This window comes from Geomonas sp. Red32, from assembly GCF_023652955.1.
Taxonomy (GTDB): domain Bacteria; phylum Desulfobacterota; class Desulfuromonadia; order Geobacterales; family Geobacteraceae; genus Geomonas.
Genome location: NZ_JAKLOY010000001.1, coordinates 404,162 through 421,649 on the forward strand (window position 1 = coordinate 404,162; position 17,488 = coordinate 421,649).

10 protein-coding genes are annotated in these 17,488 nt (G+C 63.0%); 3 read left to right on the forward strand and 7 right to left on the reverse strand.

Features of this window, described 5'->3' with window-relative positions; genetic code table 11:
* Positions 1–14 precede the first annotated feature (14 nt).
* Entirely contained in the window at positions 15–3,389 is a 3,375-nt protein-coding gene (locus tag L4X63_RS01860) for an acyl-[ACP]--phospholipid O-acyltransferase (protein ID WP_250676880.1), read from the reverse strand.
* Entirely contained in the window at positions 3,386–4,381 is a 996-nt protein-coding gene (locus L4X63_RS01865; protein ID WP_250676881.1) for an amidohydrolase family protein, read from the reverse strand. The genes L4X63_RS01860 and L4X63_RS01865 overlap by 4 nt, the downstream gene beginning before the upstream one ends.
* Before the next feature lie 214 nt (positions 4,382–4,595).
* Here L4X63_RS01865 and L4X63_RS01870 point away from each other — a divergent pair, with 214 nt between their 5' ends.
* A complete protein-coding gene (locus tag L4X63_RS01870) occupies positions 4,596–6,047 on the forward strand; it encodes a sigma 54-interacting transcriptional regulator (RefSeq protein ID WP_250676882.1) in 1,452 nt (483 codons plus the stop codon).
* Positions 6,048–6,103: 56 nt separating this feature from the next.
* Here L4X63_RS01870 and L4X63_RS01875 read toward each other — a convergent pair whose 3' ends face one another.
* The 4 genes from L4X63_RS01875 to L4X63_RS01890 form a co-directional block, all read right to left on the reverse strand.
* Positions 6,104–7,429 carry a PDC sensor domain-containing protein gene (locus L4X63_RS01875; protein WP_250676883.1) on the reverse strand — a complete coding sequence of 442 codons (1,326 nt, stop codon included), beginning with the start codon at positions 7,427–7,429 and terminating at the stop codon, positions 6,104–6,106.
* A 242-nt stretch (positions 7,430–7,671) separates the two neighbouring features.
* A complete protein-coding gene (locus tag L4X63_RS01880; protein WP_250676884.1) occupies positions 7,672–7,851 on the reverse strand; it encodes a hypothetical protein in 180 nt (59 codons plus the stop codon).
* Positions 7,852–7,943: 92 nt separating this feature from the next.
* Positions 7,944–10,040, reverse strand: coding sequence for a methyl-accepting chemotaxis protein (locus L4X63_RS01885; protein ID WP_250676885.1), 2,097 nt, complete (start codon positions 10,038–10,040; stop codon positions 7,944–7,946).
* Between the two features lie 340 nt (positions 10,041–10,380).
* A complete protein-coding gene (locus L4X63_RS01890; RefSeq protein WP_250676886.1) occupies positions 10,381–11,388 on the reverse strand; it encodes an aldo/keto reductase in 1,008 nt (335 codons plus the stop codon).
* 415 nt (positions 11,389–11,803) lie between these two features.
* Here L4X63_RS01890 and ric point away from each other — a divergent pair, with 415 nt between their 5' ends.
* Positions 11,804–12,523 (forward strand): iron-sulfur cluster repair di-iron protein, encoded by a 720-nt coding sequence (gene ric, locus L4X63_RS01895; protein WP_250676887.1) that lies wholly within the window; start codon positions 11,804–11,806, stop codon positions 12,521–12,523.
* 393 nt (positions 12,524–12,916) lie between these two features.
* Entirely contained in the window at positions 12,917–13,954 is a 1,038-nt protein-coding gene (locus tag L4X63_RS01900) for a cytochrome-c peroxidase (RefSeq protein WP_250676888.1), read from the forward strand.
* Between the two features lie 440 nt (positions 13,955–14,394).
* On the opposite strand, the gene L4X63_RS01905 is transcribed toward L4X63_RS01900, so the two are convergent.
* The gene (locus L4X63_RS01905; protein ID WP_250676889.1) at positions 14,395–17,277 is read right to left on the reverse strand and encodes a PAS domain S-box protein; all 2,883 of its coding nucleotides are present in this window, start codon (positions 17,275–17,277) and stop codon (positions 14,395–14,397) included.
* Between the last annotated feature and the right edge of the window lie 211 nt (positions 17,278–17,488).

Consider the following 17,488-nt stretch of genomic DNA (forward strand, 5'->3'; position numbering starts at 1 on the left):
ACCGGGCAGACCCCCTACCCCCTGGCGGCCAGGGCGAGCGCCCTCAACGCCCGCAGGTCGAGTTTGCCGGTACCGAGGACGGGGAGGCTGTCGACGGGGAGGTAGCAGTCCCGGGCAGGCTTCCAAAGGTTGGGGAGGGAGCTTTCCGCCAGGCAGCTCTGGAGCCTTTCGGCGTCGGCGGCATCCTTCACGTACAAGACCACGAGCTTTTCTCCTTTGCGGTCGTCGGGGACCGAGGTGACCGCGACGGTGCCGGGCTGGCCGGCGCAGGCGAGAAGCTCGTCCTCGACCGCGCCATGGGGGACCATCTCGCCGCCGATCTTGCTGAAGCGGGAGAGCCGGTCGGTAATCCGGACGAAGCCGTCGTCATCCATGGTTCCGATGTCCCCGGTGACATACCAGCCGTCCTTCACCGCCTCGGCGGTCTTGTCCTCCCGGCCGAGGTACCCGAGCATCACGTTGGGGCCCTTGACCAGGATGGCGCCCGCCTCGCCTGGCTTGAGCGGCGCCCCGCTCTCGAGGCCGACGACCTTGACGGCGACGCCGGGGAGAGGATGCCCGACACTCCCTTCCTTGGCCCCGTGCTGCCGCACGCCGTCGATCTCCACGTCCGGCACGTTCAGCGAGATGATCGGCGACAGCTCGGTTGCGCCGTATCCCTCCAGGGGGCGGATGGAGAACTTCTCCTCGAAGGCGTCGGCCAGCTTCCCCTTGAGCTTCTCGGCCCCGGTCATCACCAGCCTCAGGCTTGCGAAGTCCTCCTTCTTGGCCCGCCGCAGGTAGGCGAGGAGGAAGGTCGGGGTGGCCAGGAGCAGGGTCGATCTCTGCTCCCGCACGATCTCGGCGATCTTTTCCCCGTCCATCGGATTGGGATGGTAGGCGGCCGAGAAGCCGCTCAAAAGCGGAAACCAGAGGGTACCGGTGAAGCCCAGCGAATGGAAGAAGGGAAGCGCCGCACAGATGTTGTCGTTCAGGTTTACCCGGAAGACGGTCCTCAGTGCCTCGATGTTGGACATGATGTTGTGATGGGTCAGCATGACCCCCTTAGGATCGCCGGTGCTCCCGGAGGAGAAGATGATGGCGGCGACGCTGTCGGCATGGAAGGCTTGCCTGCGGCAGAGGAACCGCACCGGCAAAAGGCGCGCCTTGAGAAGGGAGAGGAGCTTCTCCCGGCCGGTGATGGCCGCGGCCACGTCCTCCAGGTAGACCGTCCCCGGCAGCACCGGCAGGGAAGGGAGCTTCTCCAGGAAGGCGCGCGAGGTGACCACGGTGGTGATGCCGCACTGGCTGACTGCCGAGCGCAGCGAGCCTTCGGCGGCGGTGTAGTTGAGATTGACCGGGACCTTCCCGAGGAGGGTAACGGCGAGGTTGGCGAGCGCGCCGCCGGTGCTCGGCGGAAGGAGCAGGCCGACCCGCTCCGCCTCACCGACCGTCCCTTCGAGCCGCCCGGCCAGGGCCAGGGCAGCGACGGCGGTGCGGCCATAGGTGAGCGACTTGCCGGAGCTGTCGGAAACGGCGCGGCGGTTCCAGTTCTTCTTCGCGGTGGCGAGAAAGCGTGCCTCCAGCGGGATGCGCTGCGCCTTCTTCGCATTGAAGTAATCGCAGGAGAGCTCGGCCACCGCCTGGCGCACCTCCACCGCGCTGCTCCCGGCAGGCATCGGGTTTCCGAACAGGATGGTTACCGGGTACGGGGAGAGGGCCGGCGGACGGGAGAGGAGCTTGCCGTTCGCGTAGCTCAGGATGCTCCCCCAGGCGCCTCCGATGTAGACCGGGATGATCGGGTGGCTCGAGTTCTTGACGATCCGCTCGAAGCCGCCGCGGAACTCGCGCAGCATGCCGTTGCGGGTTATTTCCCCCTCGGCGAAGATGCAGACGAGGTAGCCGTCGTCGAGCGCGGTGCGGGCACTTTTGATGAACTCGAGGATCTCCTTCCTGCCGTCCCCGGAGGAGACCGGGATCACCCCCATCAGCTTGAAGAGGCAGCGAAGCACCGGGGTGTTGTAGATCCGCCGCTCCAGCACGAAGCGGATGCGACGCTGGCAGGTGGCGTACAGGAGGAGGGCGTCCACCCAGGTGACGTGGTTGGGGATCAAAAGCGCCGCCCCCTCGACCGGGAGGTTATGGCCGCCGACGATGCGCAGGCGGTAGAAGGTCCGCATGGCGGCCAGAGCGATGAAGCGGAGCAGGAAGTCGGGGAGCACCCGGAAGGTGACCACGGTAAGGAGCAGGGTGAGCGCCCCGATCAGGCTGAAGGACTGCGCGGCGGAGAGCCCGAGCGGGCCGCTGAAGAGCCAGGTCACCCCGGAGGCGATCAGGATGGCGACCCAGTTGACGAAGGTGGAGGCCGCCAGCACCTCGCCGCGCCTGGCAGGCTCGGCCCGAAGCTGGATGAAGGTCTGCAGCGGAAGGCTGAAAAGTCCGGCGCTGACCCCGAAGAAGACGATGATCGAGAGCGACACCGGGAGGGTGGCCGGGGCCGCGTGCAAGAGGACCGGTGCCAGGGTGAGTCCGGCGGCCCCGATCGGGACGATGCCGAACTCGACGTCGCGGCCGGAGAGTTTGGCGGCGAGGAGCGAGCCTGCGCCGATGCCGAGGGCGGCGGCCAGGAAGAGGTAGCCGCTCTGGGCGCTGGTCAGGCCGAGGTGCTCCATGCCGTAGCTGATCAGGTTCAGCTGGGCGAAGGCGCCGATGAACATGAAGTAGGCGAGCCCCACGATGGCCAGGGGCAGGTCCCGGTCCCGGCGGATACCGGCGAGGGTGGCGAAGATGTGGCCGGGGAAGAGATCGATGCGATGGCCCGGGGCGCCCGCCTCGGTGGGAGGGATCCGTCCGGCGGACCACAGCCCGGCCGCCGCGATCGTCACGCAGGCGCAGGCGGCGAGCCAGGCCCGTCCGACGGCCAAACCGGTGAGCACCGAGGCAAGGGCGGTGCCGACGATGATGGCGACGAAGGTGCACGATTCCATCAGCCCGTTGGCCCGGGAAAGCTCGTCCTGGCTGACCAGTTCGGGAATGGCGCCGTACTTCGCGGGGGCGAAGATGGCGCTGTGGCTCCCCATGAGGAAGACGGCAGCGTAGATGCCGTATTCTGAGCCTGCCAGGAGGGCGGCGACCGCCAGCACGGTGACCGCCACCTCCACCTGCTTCACCGCGACGATGACGCGCGACTTGGCGAAGCGGTCGGCCAGGGAGCCCGCCGGTGCCGAGAAGAGGAGAAAGGGGAGCACGAAGGCGGCGCCGGTCATGGCGGTGATGGTCCCGGCGTTGGCGGCGCCCTTGCCGATCAGAAAGAAGACCATGACGAGCTTGAGGATGTTGTCGTTGAGCGCGCCGAGGAACTGGGTCAGGTTGAGCCACCCCAGGCCGGTGGATTTCTTGTGTTCTTTCATCTCGTACCTCCTTTGGATATGGAGAAGGGGTCGTTGGCGAGGATCCCGCCGGTGACGCCGAGCGCTTCCTTGAGGGCCACGTCGCGGTCCCAGGGATTGGCGATCCTGGAAATGGCGATGAGTTTGGCTGGCGGCAGCCGGAAGACGAAAGCCGGGGTCAGCACGATGGCGGTGTTGAGCAGAGGCATGTCGGTGCCGTAGAGCAGGCGGCTGTGCAGTTCGCGGTGTTTCAGGAGACGGGAGAGGTGCCCTAAGCGGTTGATCTGGGTCAGCGCCGAGATGTCGGCGTAGAGGTTCGGGAACTCGCCGCAAAGCCGCAGAAAACGGGGGTGGTTAGCTTCGCCGCCGTTACGGCCGTTACTCCCGGCGTGGGCCGCGATTACCTGCACCCCCTGCTGAAGCGGGAGCCGCAGCCGCTCCGGGTCTCCGAGCTCGTTGCGGGTCCAGGTGAAGGAGCTCTCCTCCCCGGTGTGGGTCAAAAGCGGCAGCCCCAGCTCCTCCATGCGCCGGTAGAAGGGGATGAGGCGCAGGTCGGCGGGGTCGATGCGCTGGATGGAGGGGAGCCACTTGATGAGCACCGCCCCGTCGGCCTTGGCGCGCTCGAGCCGCTCGATGGCGTCGCGGCGATAGGGATTGATGCTGGCCCCGAAAAGGAGGTTGGAATGGCGGGCGGTTTGGGCGGCGACGAACTCGTTGGGGATGTACATCTCCGTCCTCGCGCTGTCGAGCTCCCCGTTTTCGCCGGCGACCCCGTCCATGGCGAGGACGACCGCGGCGGCGACCCGCTTCGACTCGGCGAGGGTGGCGGAAAGCCGCTGTATGATCAGCTCGTCCCCGTCCCGCAGGATCTCCTTCTCAGTCACTCCGAAGGCTCGGAGATAGGTCCGGTACTTCCAGCTATCCCGCAGCTCCTTCGAGATGAAGCATCCGCTTCCGCCTGCGCCGATTCCGGCAGTGTGGCAATGGATGTCGATGATGTTTTTCTCTTCCACGGTGCGGCTCCTTGACGTGCGGTGCCTGATGGTTTTGCCGTTGTTACTCTCAGCTATTACAGCAACCGTGCCGACAATGGCAGCTATCCTCTAACAGTCTGTTTCGCCGAGACAATGCTGGAAGAGACAATGAAAGAGAGGATATTGACAGTGATTTGCGTTGACATATTTTGTACAGTTGCAGTACATAAAATGCATGACAACCGGGAGAGATATGACAGTATCGGATTGGGAGTTCCTGGAGCAGGTAGCGAAGGCGGCATTCTCCAACCCGTTCGGCAAGGCCCGCGGCGACCTCGACCTGGTCATCGGAGGAGCGGCCCCGGATGCCCCCGCCGAGACGGTCCTCGACGCGGTGGTGAAGAGCGTCGACGAGCGGGTGGCCGACCTGGTGAGCCAGGGAAAGGGAGACCTCCGCCGCTACCAGGGAAAACGGCGGGAGACGCTGCAGAATTTCTTCCTCTTCCACGTCTTCCATCGCTACGCGGAGGAGTTCGACCGGCTGATCCAGCTGCAGACGGAGGCGGGAGACACCCCGAGGAGGGTGACCTTTGCGGGAAAAGTCCTGGCCGAGCTGGCGCAGTTCGGATTTGCCAGCCAGGAGGCGGTACGCTTCTTCTCGATCTTCTACCAGCTTAGGCGTGCCTACTTTTTCATAAAGAACGGCCTGGTTGGGAGCTCGCCTTCCATGCGGGAGCTCAGGAAGCACCTGTGGGACTGCGTCTTCACCCACGACATCAGGTGGTTCGAGTCGCGCTTTTGGAACCGGATGGAGGACTTCTCGCTCCTTCTTTTGGGAGAGACCGGAACCGGCAAAGGAGCGGCGGCCGCGGCCATCGGACGCTCGGGGTTCATCCCCTACGATCCGGTCAAGGGGACCTTCACCGAGAGTTTCACCAGGAACTTCGTCTCCATCAACCTCTCCCAGTATTCGGAGGGGGTCCTGGAGTCGGAACTCTTCGGCCACCAGAAAGGTTCCTTCACCGGGGCCATCGAGAACCATGCCGGCCTCTTCAGCCGCTGCGCCCCCCACGGAGTCATCTTCCTCGACGAGATCGGCGACATCGGCGCCCCCATCCAGGTCAAGCTTTTGCAAGTCCTGCAGGAGAGGATCTTCTTCCCGGTCGGGAGCCATGAGCCGAAAAGGTTCAGCGGCCGGATCATCGCGGCGACCAACCGCTCCCTCAACGAGCTCTGCGGCAGCGGCACCTTCCGGGACGATCTCTACTACCGCCTCTGCTCGGACGAGATCACCCTTCCCCCCTTACGCCAGCGCCTGAACGAGGACACGGGCGAGCTCGACCTGCTCCTGTCGAGCATCCTGTCGCGGCTGGCGGGGGCCTTTTCCGAGCGGGAGCGGCACTTGGTGAAACGGGTGCTGGAGCGGGATCTCGGGCGGGATTATCCCTGGCCGGGGAACGTGCGCGAGCTGGAACAGGCGGCAAAACGGATCATCCTGACGGGACACTACCAGGGGAGAAAAACGGGGGAGAAAATTGATGAGGCCGGCCGGCTGGCCGCCGGGATAGCGGAGGGGAGCTACGACGCGGAAGGGCTATTGACTAACTACTGCACGATGCTTTACCGGCGTTTCGGGACCTACGAGGAGGTCGCCCGCCGCACCGGCCTCGACCGCCGGACCGTGAAAAAATATGTGACCGGGTGATCCCCGCCCCTTGAGGGGACTGGTGACCGGTGCCGGGATGGGCGGTGCCTGCCCCTCTACCCCTCCCCGTTTTCCTTACTCGTACCCCGGCCGCCATCCTCTCCTTCCGCACCCCGGCCACTCCGGTTCTCGAATCTCCCGAGGCTCTGGTGGAAAAGGCGGGTCTGCTCGGCGGAACAGGCCGGGCACATGCCGTGGCTGAAGGTGGCATCGGAGTTTTCGGTGATGTACTTCTCCACCTGCTCCCACGACTGCTCGTCCGTGCGGACCTTCTTGCAATAGGAACAGATGGAGATGATCCCCTCCAGCCGGCGCACGCGCGACAAGGCGGCGTTGAGCTCCTCGTTGCGCCGTTCCATCTCCTTACCGTAGCGGCTGGCCTGGGCACGCAGCATCTCGCTGATCTTACCCTGGCGCAGCGTCCGGGCCGCCACCACGGTGGCTATCATGAAGATTCCGAGCAAGGCTAGCTCGATGGCGGCTTCTTTGCGCCAGCGCGCGAGGTAATCGCTGGGGGAGGCGGTCGCGAAAACGTAGAAGGGATAGTTGGCGGCCTTGCGGAAGGTAACGGTCCGCTCCTGGTGGTCGCGGGCGAAGACCGTATTGTAGGTAGCGGTGACCGGGTGCAGCCTGATCATCTCGCGCGTCTTTTCCGAGATGACGTCGGAGCCGATCTGGCTTCCCGGCTCGATTCCTTTCGGCTTGAGGGCCACCAGGTTGAGATCGGAATCGCGGATGCCGATGGCGCCGTGGGGCCCAATATCGAGGTGGGCCAGCAGCTTCTCGAAGTAGCTCACGTCGAAAAGGCCCAGCACAACGCCGGCGAAGGAGCCGTCGGGCCGGTTGATCCGGGTAGCGAGCACCAGCACCCAGTTGCCGTACACCTTCCCCCTCAAAAGCCGGGACATGATCATCTCCCCGTGGGGAGCCTCACGCAGGCGCCGGAAGTATTCGCGATCGGCAACGGTGGTGGTGACTCCGAGCGGCGGATCCAGGCCGTAGCGGATGTCCCCCATGGCATCGGTGACCCGGATGCCGTACAACTCCGGAAGGAGCGGAAGCTCGCCTCCGATGTACCTGTTGAGGCGGCCCTGTTCGATCCCCCCCGCCGCGATCTCCTCCTCGGCCTCGTGGGCCACCCCAGCCAGCCCCACGTTGATCTTGTCGAGGATGTTGCAAAGGTTCCCTTCCATCCCGGCGGCCATGTTCTTGGTCGTGATGACGGCCAGGCTGCAGTGGTGACGATGGCTCCGCAGGAGTGCATAACCGACGATGACGGAGACCAGGAGATTGACGAAGATGGTGACGGCGACCAGCCGCCGGGAGAACCCTTCCGCCTCCCGTCCCACCAGGCCCGGCTCGTTTAATGGTGCCTGCTCCATAAGGTGCTCCACTTTTCCGAAACCGTTTTCCCTCATAGGAACATCGCCGTTAGACTAAGCCGGGGTAATGGACTGTATGAGGCAAATCGCCGTGGAAAACTTATACCGCATCATTGTGGTGGTGTCACGAGCAGCGGGAGAAGTTTCTCGATGACAAGGCAAAGAAAAACCGGGCCCTTTCGGGTATCCCGGTTGCTTCCTCCAGCAGGTGCCAGTGGAGTGTCTATTTCAGTCCAGCGTCCTTAGACAGAACGTCCTTTTCTGCCTGCCTGGATCTTACCGTGAGCGGTTATCACGTGGACGTTGTGGTTCGGTTCACGCCGCATCATCGTCTCGTGCTTTTGGGGAACGATCGGCGTAAAGGTGGCGTGTTCCGCCGTCAGTTTCTTCTTCGGTTCCGCCGGCATTTTCATCCCTTTCATGACAGTCACCTCCTCTCCTGATATTAAAAGTATATCATTTCACAAGGTAACTATCACAGAAGAATCCACGCCTAATCCTGCCGCTGCTACTTTTAAAGCTTGAACGCCCCGGTCCCCTCCTGGAGGACGTCGACCTGCCCGGTGAGGTGCTGGGCCCCCATCTCCAAAAGCGCCGCAGCCTGGAGGCATTTCTCGGCATCGGAGCCGATCTCGGCCACCGCCGCCGCGATCTGGAGGCTGCCCTGGGCCTGGGCCGCACAGGCCGACTCGATGGTCCTCGACATGGCGGAAACATCGACCATGGAATCGGCGATGGAACGGCCGACTTTGCTCTGTTCGCGGGTGGCGGCGCGGAACTGGGTGGCGAGGTCCTTCATGTTTTCCGAGGCCGAAAGGATCGCCTCCTTGGCCGCCGCCTGCTCATGGATGGCCCTCTCGATCTTCTCCGTCATATCGGTGACCCGGTCCATGGCCTGCCGGATCAGGGTGGTCCCTCGCGCCTGCTCCTCGGTGGCGGTGGCAATGCCGCTTATGTGGCTGCGGGCGCTCGACACCCCGGTGACGATCTTTTCCAGTGCCGCACTGGAGCGGGTGCTCAGGTCCTCGCCGGCCGCGATGCGGTGATCGGTCTCCTGGATCACCGCCACCGCCCGCTCGGTCTCCTTCTGGACCGCCGAGATGAGATCGGCGATCTCGCTGGTGGAGCGGGCGGTCCCGGCTGCCAGGGTCTTGATCTCGCCGGCTACCACCGCGAACCCTTTGCCGTGGACGCCTGCCTGGGCGGCGATGATGCTCGCGTTGAGGGCCAAGAGCGCGGTGCGGGTGGCGATGTCGTCGATCACCGACGAAATGGCGCCGATCTCCTTGGTCCGCGCGGTCAGGTTGGCGATCACCTCGTTGGTGACCTCGGAGGCGGTCCGGATGTCATGTATCCCCTGGCGCATGTCGGCCATCGCCTCGGCCCCCTTCTGGGCGTCCCGCTCGACGAAAGCGGCAATCTCCGCCGTCTGCAGGGCGTTGCCCCGGACGTGGTTGGTGGCCGCTTCCATCTCCATGATGGAGGAGGCGGTCGACAGAGAGGATTCCACCAGCGCCCGAGTATGTTTCCCGATGTCGCTGGTGGCGGAGGCGCTCTGCATGATGGCCGCGGTCACCTCCCCGACCAGCGAGGTGAGCTTCTCCGCGTTGAGGGCCACCTCTTCGGCGCTCGCCGTCATCTCGAGGATGGACGACGAGGACTCCGAGGCGGCCTGCGCGAGCCGTTCGGTCTCGGCGCCGATCTCCTTCGCCTTCCCGGCGATCTTTTCGACGTGGGCGGCGGTCTCCGCCACCTTGCTCTGCTGATGCTGGGCCGCCGCCAGGGCGTGATCGGCCTCGGAGGCCAGCCGGTCCGAGATGTCCTCGATGGCTCCGGTCGACCTGGTCACCCGGCCGATCATGCCGTAAAGCCCCGCCACCATGGTACGCAGCGATTCGAGGAGCTTCCCGGCCTCGTCCCGTCCCCCTTCCGGGATCGGCACGGTCAGGTCTCCCCGGGCCACCGCGCCGGTGACGGTTACCGCCTCGCCGAGCGGGGCGAGGGCCAGCCGGGCGAACCAGACCGCGATGCTGCTGGCGACCAGGGTGAAGGCGAGGGCAAGGGCGATGACCACCAGCCGCGTGTGCTCGAAGGATTCCAGGAAATCGGCCGTCTTCACCCCGACGTAGAGCGCACCGATGACGTTGCCGCCGGCGTCGCGGATCGGGTCGTAGGCGGTAAAGTAGGGGATGTTGAGGATGGGGGCGATGCCGCGGTACGATTCACCTTTGCGGAAGACCGCGTCGTAGGCGGGTCCTTTGAGCTTGGTCCCCACCGCGCGGCTGCCGTCTTCCTTGATCACGTTGGTGGCGATCCGCTCGTCGTTCATGAAGACGGTGGCGGTCCCGCCGCAGATCTTGGCCACCTTGTCGGGAAGCTCGTTATCGTCGTTGAGGACGTAGTCCCCGGCCAGCAGGCGGTTTCCGGCGATGTGCAGGGGCCCCTTCTGCCTGACCAGCTCCCAGAAGGTGTTGATCCTGCTTTCCTGCGAGGTGGTGGCGACCCGCACCATTTCCTGGCGCATCTTGGCAAGGGAAAGGTAGGTTGTAACAGTGACGGCAGTAACAACTATGCAGACGGTGAGTACCGTGATCTTTTTTACAATGGTCATTTCCACTACTGTTATTCACTCCGATACCGTGGCGATACATTGCTTTTCATCTGTACGTGCAATGAAAGATACTGTATACAGCACATGCCAATCAGTAACAGCTACATAGTGTATACGACATTTTTACACACTGATCAGGTGTATCTGCAAGGTACGCCAATATTAACTGCCAAATTCAAGGGCCAAAATGTATACCATATCACCATAAAATCACAAGTAATTATTTAACATCTCGTGAACAGCATTGCTGGTTTCAGCACGACAAGAAAAAGCCACCGGTCACATGACCGGTGGCTTTTTTGCGGGAAGAGGAGGCGGAAGAAGAAGGGTATCCGGTGGGCTAGCGGCCGGTCAGTTTCTCCATCTGTTCCGGGTAACGCTCCCCCTGGACGTGGATCGAGGACGCGGCCCGATCAATCTCGTTGAGGTCGTCGCCGGTCAGCTCCAGGGTCACCGCGCCGATGTTCTCTTCCAGACGATCGAGCTTCGTCGTGCCGGGGATCGGAACGATCCACGGCTTCTGAGCCAGAAGCCAGGCGAGCGCTACCTGTGCGGTGGTCGCCTTCTTGCGCTTGGCGATGGTGCCGAGGAGATCGACCAGCGCCTGGTTGGCCTGCCGGGCCTCGGGGGTGAAGCGCGGCAGTTTGGTCCGGAAATCCTCGCTGTCGAAGGTGGTGTCCGGGCCGATCTTGCCGGTGAGGAATCCCCTGCCGAGCGGGCTGTAGGGGACGAAGCCGATCCCCAGCTCCTCCAGGGCCGGCAGGATCTCCGCCTCGGGGCGCCGCCACCAGAGCGAGTATTCACTCTGGAGCGCGGCCACCGGCTGGACGGCGTGGGCGCGGCGGATGGTCTGGACGGCCGCCTCCGAGAGCCCGAAATGCTTCACCTTCCCTTCCCGGATGAGTTCCTTCACCGCCCCGGCGACCTCCTCGATGGGAACGTCGGGATCCACCCGGTGCTGATAGAAAAGGTCGATGCTGTCGGTCCGGAGCCGCTTGAGGGAGGCTTCGGCGACCGACCTGATATGCTCGGGGCGGCTGTTGAGCTTGGGACCGCCGGTCATGCCGCGGGGGTCGGAGGTGGGGCTTATGTCGAAGCCGAACTTGGTGGCGATCACCACCCGGTCACGCACGGGGGCGAGCGCTTCGCCGACCAGTTCCTCGTTGACGAAGGGGCCGTAGACCTCGGCGGTGTCGAAGAAGGTGATTCCCCGCTCCACCGCGCCCCTTAAAAGGGCGATCATCTCTTTCCTGTCCTTGGGAGGGCCGTAGGAGAAGCTCATCCCCATGCAGCCCAGCCCCAGCGCGGAAACCTCAAGCCCGCTGTTACCGAGTTTTCGTTTTTGCATTCTTGTTTCCTCCCTTGCTGAAATTCTAAGGCGGCATCCGGCCACCCTCCCCCTCCGGGTGCCCATATCCTCCCCCTGCCATGATTGCATCGTACTCCCGCAAAAACAGACAGCGGTATTCCAATCCTGTTCGATTATTGCCCGATCGTCCGAGGGAGCCGAATAGATCTTCTCACCTTCGTCCAGATCGTCAAGAAGACCGCGGAAAGAGGGGGCGCCGGGCTAAAACTTCCCTCACCCCCACGGTACCCTTGAAGGGACGAGGGGATCGGCCGAGCACATCGCGGAAGAAGGAGGGGTTCTTTGACCTGGATCATAATTTTTTTCTCCACTGGTGCTACCATGACCTCAGGAACAAAGGGATTGTTACCCTTCGAAAGGCGGCTGCCCAGCGGCGGCCAAGGAGCCAGACACCATGAAAGAGAATGCCGGAATTACCGAAACTGTGACGGTCGGCGAAATTGTCGCCAAAGATTTCAGAACGGCCGGGGTCTTTGAAAAATACGGGATAGATTTCTGCTGCGGTGGCAACATCGCGGTGGCAAAGCTCTGCCACGAAAAGGGGATCGACGCCCGCGAGCTTGGCCAGGAGCTCGAAAAGGCTTCGGCAGAACCGATCGAGCGTAGCCACAACTATAACGCGTGGGAGCTTCCCTTCCTCGCCGACTATATCGTCAACACCCACCACGCCTACCTCAAGGAAAGCATGGCGACCATCGAGGCCTACGCGGCCAAAATCGCCCAGGTTCACGGCGAGCGCCATCCCGAGGTGGTAAAGATCGCGGAAATCTTCTCCAAGATTGCCGCGGACATGACGCTTCACCTGCGCGAGGAGGAGGAAATCCTGTTCCCCGCCATCAAGAAGCTGTCGGACAAAAGGAAAGCGGGGGCGGCTCCCGACTCCGGCGATCTCGAATCCCTCAGGGGGACGCTGACGACGGTCACCCACGAGCACGACGAGATAGGCGAGGCGGTGCATGCCATCCGGGACCTTTCCGGCAATTACCGTGTGCCGGGCGACGTCTGCAACACCTTCATGGTCACCTACCAAAAACTCAAGGAGTTCGAGGACGACCTCCACAAGCATGTTCACCTGGAAAACAACATCCTCTTCCCCAAAGCGGCGAAGCTCTAGAAAGAAGGACCTGACCCATGACTATCATCGTACTTTCCGTAGCATTCCTCTGGACACTGACCGCCGCGGTATCGCTTTGCCCGTTCCGGCACCACGAGAGAGCCGAGGACAACTGACGCCGCCTTCGTCCCCCTCAACCCTGCCGAAGCCCCCGGGACTCTCTCCATAGAGGGTGCCCGGGGAATCCTCCCTACCCCACCTCCCGTAGCGCCACGCCCCCTGCTGGTCCTCCTAAAAACTTTTCTGCGGCACTCTCTTTGCGCATTCGCTCTGGACAGTCGCAGAGACCGATCTAGAATTGTCAGGTTGTCTCGAAGACACAAGTCTCAGTCAATGATCCGCCTGCACTGTGCGCGATACTGTCAGGCGAGAAACGACAGAAGGAGGAGTATTATGCGAAGGTTACTTCCCGGTTGTTTTCTGGTACTGATGCTCACCGCCCTGGCTTGGGGCGATGACGGCACCCTCAAAAAGGCGCGCGGGTATTTCTCGCCACTCCCCGCCTCCCCTCCAAAGATAGCGAAGATCCAGACGTCCCCCGTCAAGGTAGAGCTCGGCAAGATGCTCTACTTCGATCCCCGCCTCTCCGCATCGAACCTGATCAGCTGCGCATCCTGCCATAACCTCGGGCTGGGAGGGGTCGATCTCCAGGAAACCTCGGTCGGCCACGGCTGGCAAAAGGGTCCCCGCAATGCCCCGACCGTCCTCAACGCGGTCTTCAACGCCGCCCAGTTCTGGGACGGCAGGGCCAAGGACCTCGAGGCGCAGGCCAAGGGGCCGGTCCAGGCCGGGGTGGAAATGAACAACAAACCGGAGCGGGTGGTGGCGACACTGAAGAGCATCCCCGGGTATGCGCCCCTTTTCAAAAAGGCCTTCCCGGCCGATTCCGATCCGGTGACCTTCGATAACGTTGCCCGCGCCATCGAGGCGTTCGAGGCGACCCTGATCACCCCGGGAGCCCCCTTCGACCGCTACCTGAAGGGGGACCAGAAGGCACTGACCGCCAGCGAGAAGAGCGGGCTCAAGCTCTTCATGGACAAGGGATGCGCGGCGTGCCACGGCGGCGTCAACCTCGGCGGAGCCGGCTACTTCCCGTTCGGCGTCAAGGAGACCCCGGCCAGCGAAGTGCGCCCGGCATCGGACGTCGGGCGTTACGCGGTGACCAAAACGGAATCCGACCGCTACGTCTACAAGGCTCCTTCGCTGCGTAACATCGCCCTGACCGCCCCGTACTTCCACTCCGGAAAGGTCTGGGGGCTCGAACAGGCTGTCACCATCATGGGATCGTCCCAGCTCGGCATAAGCCTTAAGCCTGGCGAGGAGAAGGAGATCGTCGCCTTTCTCCGCACCTTGACCGGAAAGCAGCCGCGGGTCATGTTCCCGATCCTGCCGCCGAGCAGCGACTCCACGCCGAAACCTCTGCTCATGTGACAGGGCTGAGCATCTTTCAGTCACAGCTTCCGTCGTGGACTGTCTCAGCCGAAGCGGACACCCCTGCTCTGACTGTTGTAGTGTATAATGAGGGTCATGAGAGGTGGGATGTGCCACTTCGAGGAGGTGTACACGATGAAAGGAAGTTCGTCTCAAGGTCACAGCAAGATCTGTGCGATTGACAGCAGCAAGCTGATAAACAAGCTCTCTTCCGATGCCACCGTTTTCTGCAGCAAATGCGGCGCGAAAGCTCACGACCCGCAAAGTCTCTGCAGCCCCGTAACGCTCTCAGGCGGAGGCTGATCCAGAGCCCCCGGCAGCCTGAAACAGAAAAGGCCCCCCGTTCGCAATGGAATGGGGGGCCTTTTTCATGCCAGGTAACGGGTTATCTCATGCCGAGTGACTGATGATCCAATCCCGAAGCAGTCGTCCCATACCGGCTACGACTGATCGAGCACCTCGCGCAGCTTCTCCAGGAGCTTTCCCGGAGAGACCGGCTTCTGGAGAAAGTGCAGGCCCTTATCCGCCAGCCCGGCCTTGGTGACGATATCGTCGGTGTAGCCACTGATGAAGATGGCCCGGACGTCGCCGCGCAGTTTCTTGATCTCGTTGTAGGCCTCCCAGCCGTTCTTGCGCGGCATGATCACGTCGATCATGACCACATCGACCAGGGCCCCGCGTTCGTGGAATTTCACTACCCCGTCGGCGCCGTCGACCGCCTCGATCACGCGGTAGCCGTGACGAAGCAGCACCTCGCGGAACATCAGGCGGACCTCGGCGTCGTCCTCGACTAACAGCACGGTCTCCCCTTTGCCGTTGCGGACCTCCCCCTCCCCCCCGTTGCGATCCTGGGCTATTCCCGCCACCAGCGGGAGATATACCCAGAAGGTGGTTCCGACTCCGGGCTGGCTCACCACGTTGATGAACCCCTCGTGCTGCTTCACGATGCCGTAGGCGATGGAAAGACCGAGCCCGGTCCCCTTGCCGACCTCCTTGGTGGTGAAGAACGGCTCGAAGATCCGCTCCAGGGTGGACGCGTCGATCCCGGCCCCGGTGTCGGTGACGGTGAGGATGGCGTACTCCCCCTCGGTGCCGTACCCCTGCTCGTCGATGAAGCGCTCATCTATCGAAGCGGAGCCGGTGGCGATGGTGAGCCGCCCCACCCCGTCCATGGCGTCGCGCGCGTTGCCGACCAGATTGAAGAGCACCTGCTCCAGCTGGCCGCGGTCCGCCTTGATCATCGGGGTCTGCTTGGAAAGCTCGACGGAAAGCTCGATGTTCTCGCCGATGATGGAGGGGAAGAACTTCTCGGCCTGGGTGACCACGGTGTTGAGGGCGAGGAGCACCGGGTTGAGGTCCTGCTTGCGGCTGTAGGCGAGAAGCCCCTTGGTCAGCTCGGCGGAGCGTTCTGCGGAGGTGAGGAGCAGGTCCAGGTATTCCCGGCTTTGCTCCGCCAGCCCCTCGTCGGCGCCGACCAGGGTCCCGTACCCGATGATGGCGGTCAGCCGGTTGTTGAAGTCGTGGGCGATACCGCCGGTGAGGGTGCCGAGCGCCTCGACCTTCTGGGCGTTGCGCAGGTGCGTCTCGACCTTGCGCTGCATGGTGACGTCCCGGAAGTTGATGACGGTTCCGACCAGCCGGCCGTCCCGCAGGTACGGGCAGGAGACCCGCTCGATGACCCGCCCGTCGGTATACTCCATCAGCAGCGACCATTCCTGTTCCGGTTGCCCCATCATCTCCGACAGACGGCGGTCGAAAGTCTTCGGATCCTTCATCTGCCCGAGCACAGCCTCCACCATTGCACGGTAATCGCCGGATTCCATGACGGCCTGGGAAATGCCGACCATCAGGGGATACTTCCGGTTGTACAGGATGACCCGCTTCTGGAGATCCACCACCAGGATGCCGTCCACGATGGATTCCAGGGTGGCAGACAAAAGTGAGAGAGTTTCGCGGTTTTGTTCCTCAAAGAGGGTCCGCTCGGTGATGTCCCTCACGAAGCTGCAGACGAGCCCGCGGTCGTTGTACACGAGGTAGTTGGAGCTCACCTCGATCGGGATCGAGCGACCGTCGGGCGAGACCGCCGTAAGCTCGGCGGTCAAGGAACCTTTCTCCCGGAGCGTCGCCCAGCGCCCTGCCCACTTTTCCGGGTCGTACTCCTGGACAACATCGAAGACGTTGATCTCCTTCATCTCATCGAGGGTGTGGCCGAAGACCCTGCAGAGACTCTCGTTGGCGTAGATGAAGCGCCCCTTCTCGTCAATCCAGCCGATCCCGTCCCGGGAATACTCGACGCAGTACCTGGTGAATCGGAGTTCCTCGTCGGCAAGACGGCGCGCGGTGATATCGCGGGCAATCCCCGTCGTCCCGACGACCTTGCCGTGCTCGTTCAGGACGGGAGTCTTGATGGTCTCGATCCAGCGGGTACTGCCGTCGGGTCCGGCGATCTGCTCCTCGAACTGCCTGCTGATCCCGCTCTGCATGACGTCGAGGTCGTCGGCCCGGTAGGCCGCGGCGAACTCACGGGGCCAGATGTCGAGATCGTTCTTGCCGATCACCGATTCCGGGGTCTGGGAGCATGCCTTGGCAAAGGCGGCGTTCACCGCGACGAACCGCCCCTGCTCGTCCTTGATCCAGGCGAGATCGGGGATGACGTTCAGCATGGCCCTCATCTTCTGGTCGCGCCGTTCCAGCGCCCGGGTGGTCTGGCGTCCGAACTGCACCGCAAGCAGGGAAAAGAGGATCAGGAAGACGTTGAGGATGAGGCAGCCGACAACCACCTTTCCCTTCAGGTCGTCGTAAAGTCCCAGGAACTCGCCCTTGGTAACGCCGACGTAGATAGCGCCGATGACCTCCCCGTGGCTGTCCCTGATCGGATCGTAGGCGGCGAAGTACGGTACCCCGAGGATGGTGACCTCGCCCCGGTACTCCTTTCCGTACTTGAAGATGGCATCGTGGGCCGGACCCACCAGGCGGGTGCCGGTCGCGCGGCTGCCATCCGCGGCAATGACGTTGGTCGCCACCCGCAGGTCTCCCTGGAAGATGGTGGCGGTGCCGCCGAAGATGTCGCGGATGTGGTCGGGGAGGGTGTTGTTGCCGGTCAGGAGGTAGTTGCCGATCCAGAGCTTGCCGTCCCTGATCGCGAAGGTGTCGCCCTTTTCGTGCAAGAGGACCTTGAAGGCTTCGAGGCGCTCCCCCTGCTCGTGCGTGGCGTCGAGGATCGCCTGGGTCCGTAGTTCCGTGAGAAAGACCGCGGTCGCTGCGGTGAGCGCGATGGCTACCACAATGAGGTTGATGACAAGGTAACGGGTGCGAACCTGCATACGCCCTCCACTGGGAGGTGACCTCGGTCACGGGGAAACAAAGCGGCTGGCAACGGACACTCCCGCACTGAGATGGCGGGCGGAATACCGGGCGGATGGTACCGGTTTAAAGCAACAATCGTGACATTTTAGCCGTTCCTGTGTATTTTTGTATACAAATGTTTCGATTCCGGCAAACAAAATAACGAATCCATTAATGCATCAATAATAA

Bases quoted from the DNA above. Each gene is read 5' to 3' on its own strand.
- L4X63_RS01860 (WP_250676880.1), bottom strand. From the start codon at position 3,389: ATGAAAGAACACAAGAAATCCACCGGCCTGGGGTGGCTCAACCTGACC.
- L4X63_RS01900 (WP_250676888.1), top strand. From the start codon at position 12,917: ATGCGAAGGTTACTTCCCGGTTGTTTTCTGGTACTGATGCTCACCGCC.
- L4X63_RS01880 (WP_250676884.1), bottom strand. From the start codon at position 7,851: ATGAAAGGGATGAAAATGCCGGCGGAACCGAAGAAGAAACTGACGGCG.
- L4X63_RS01870 (WP_250676882.1), top strand. From the start codon at position 4,596: ATGACAGTATCGGATTGGGAGTTCCTGGAGCAGGTAGCGAAGGCGGCA.
- L4X63_RS01890 (WP_250676886.1), bottom strand. From the start codon at position 11,388: ATGCAAAAACGAAAACTCGGTAACAGCGGGCTTGAGGTTTCCGCGCTG.
- L4X63_RS01875 (WP_250676883.1), bottom strand. From the start codon at position 7,429: ATGGAGCAGGCACCATTAAACGAGCCGGGCCTGGTGGGACGGGAGGCG.
- L4X63_RS01905 (WP_250676889.1), bottom strand. From the start codon at position 17,277: ATGCAGGTTCGCACCCGTTACCTTGTCATCAACCTCATTGTGGTAGCC.
- L4X63_RS01885 (WP_250676885.1), bottom strand. From the start codon at position 10,040: ATGACCATTGTAAAAAAGATCACGGTACTCACCGTCTGCATAGTTGTT.
- ric (WP_250676887.1), top strand. From the start codon at position 11,804: ATGAAAGAGAATGCCGGAATTACCGAAACTGTGACGGTCGGCGAAATT.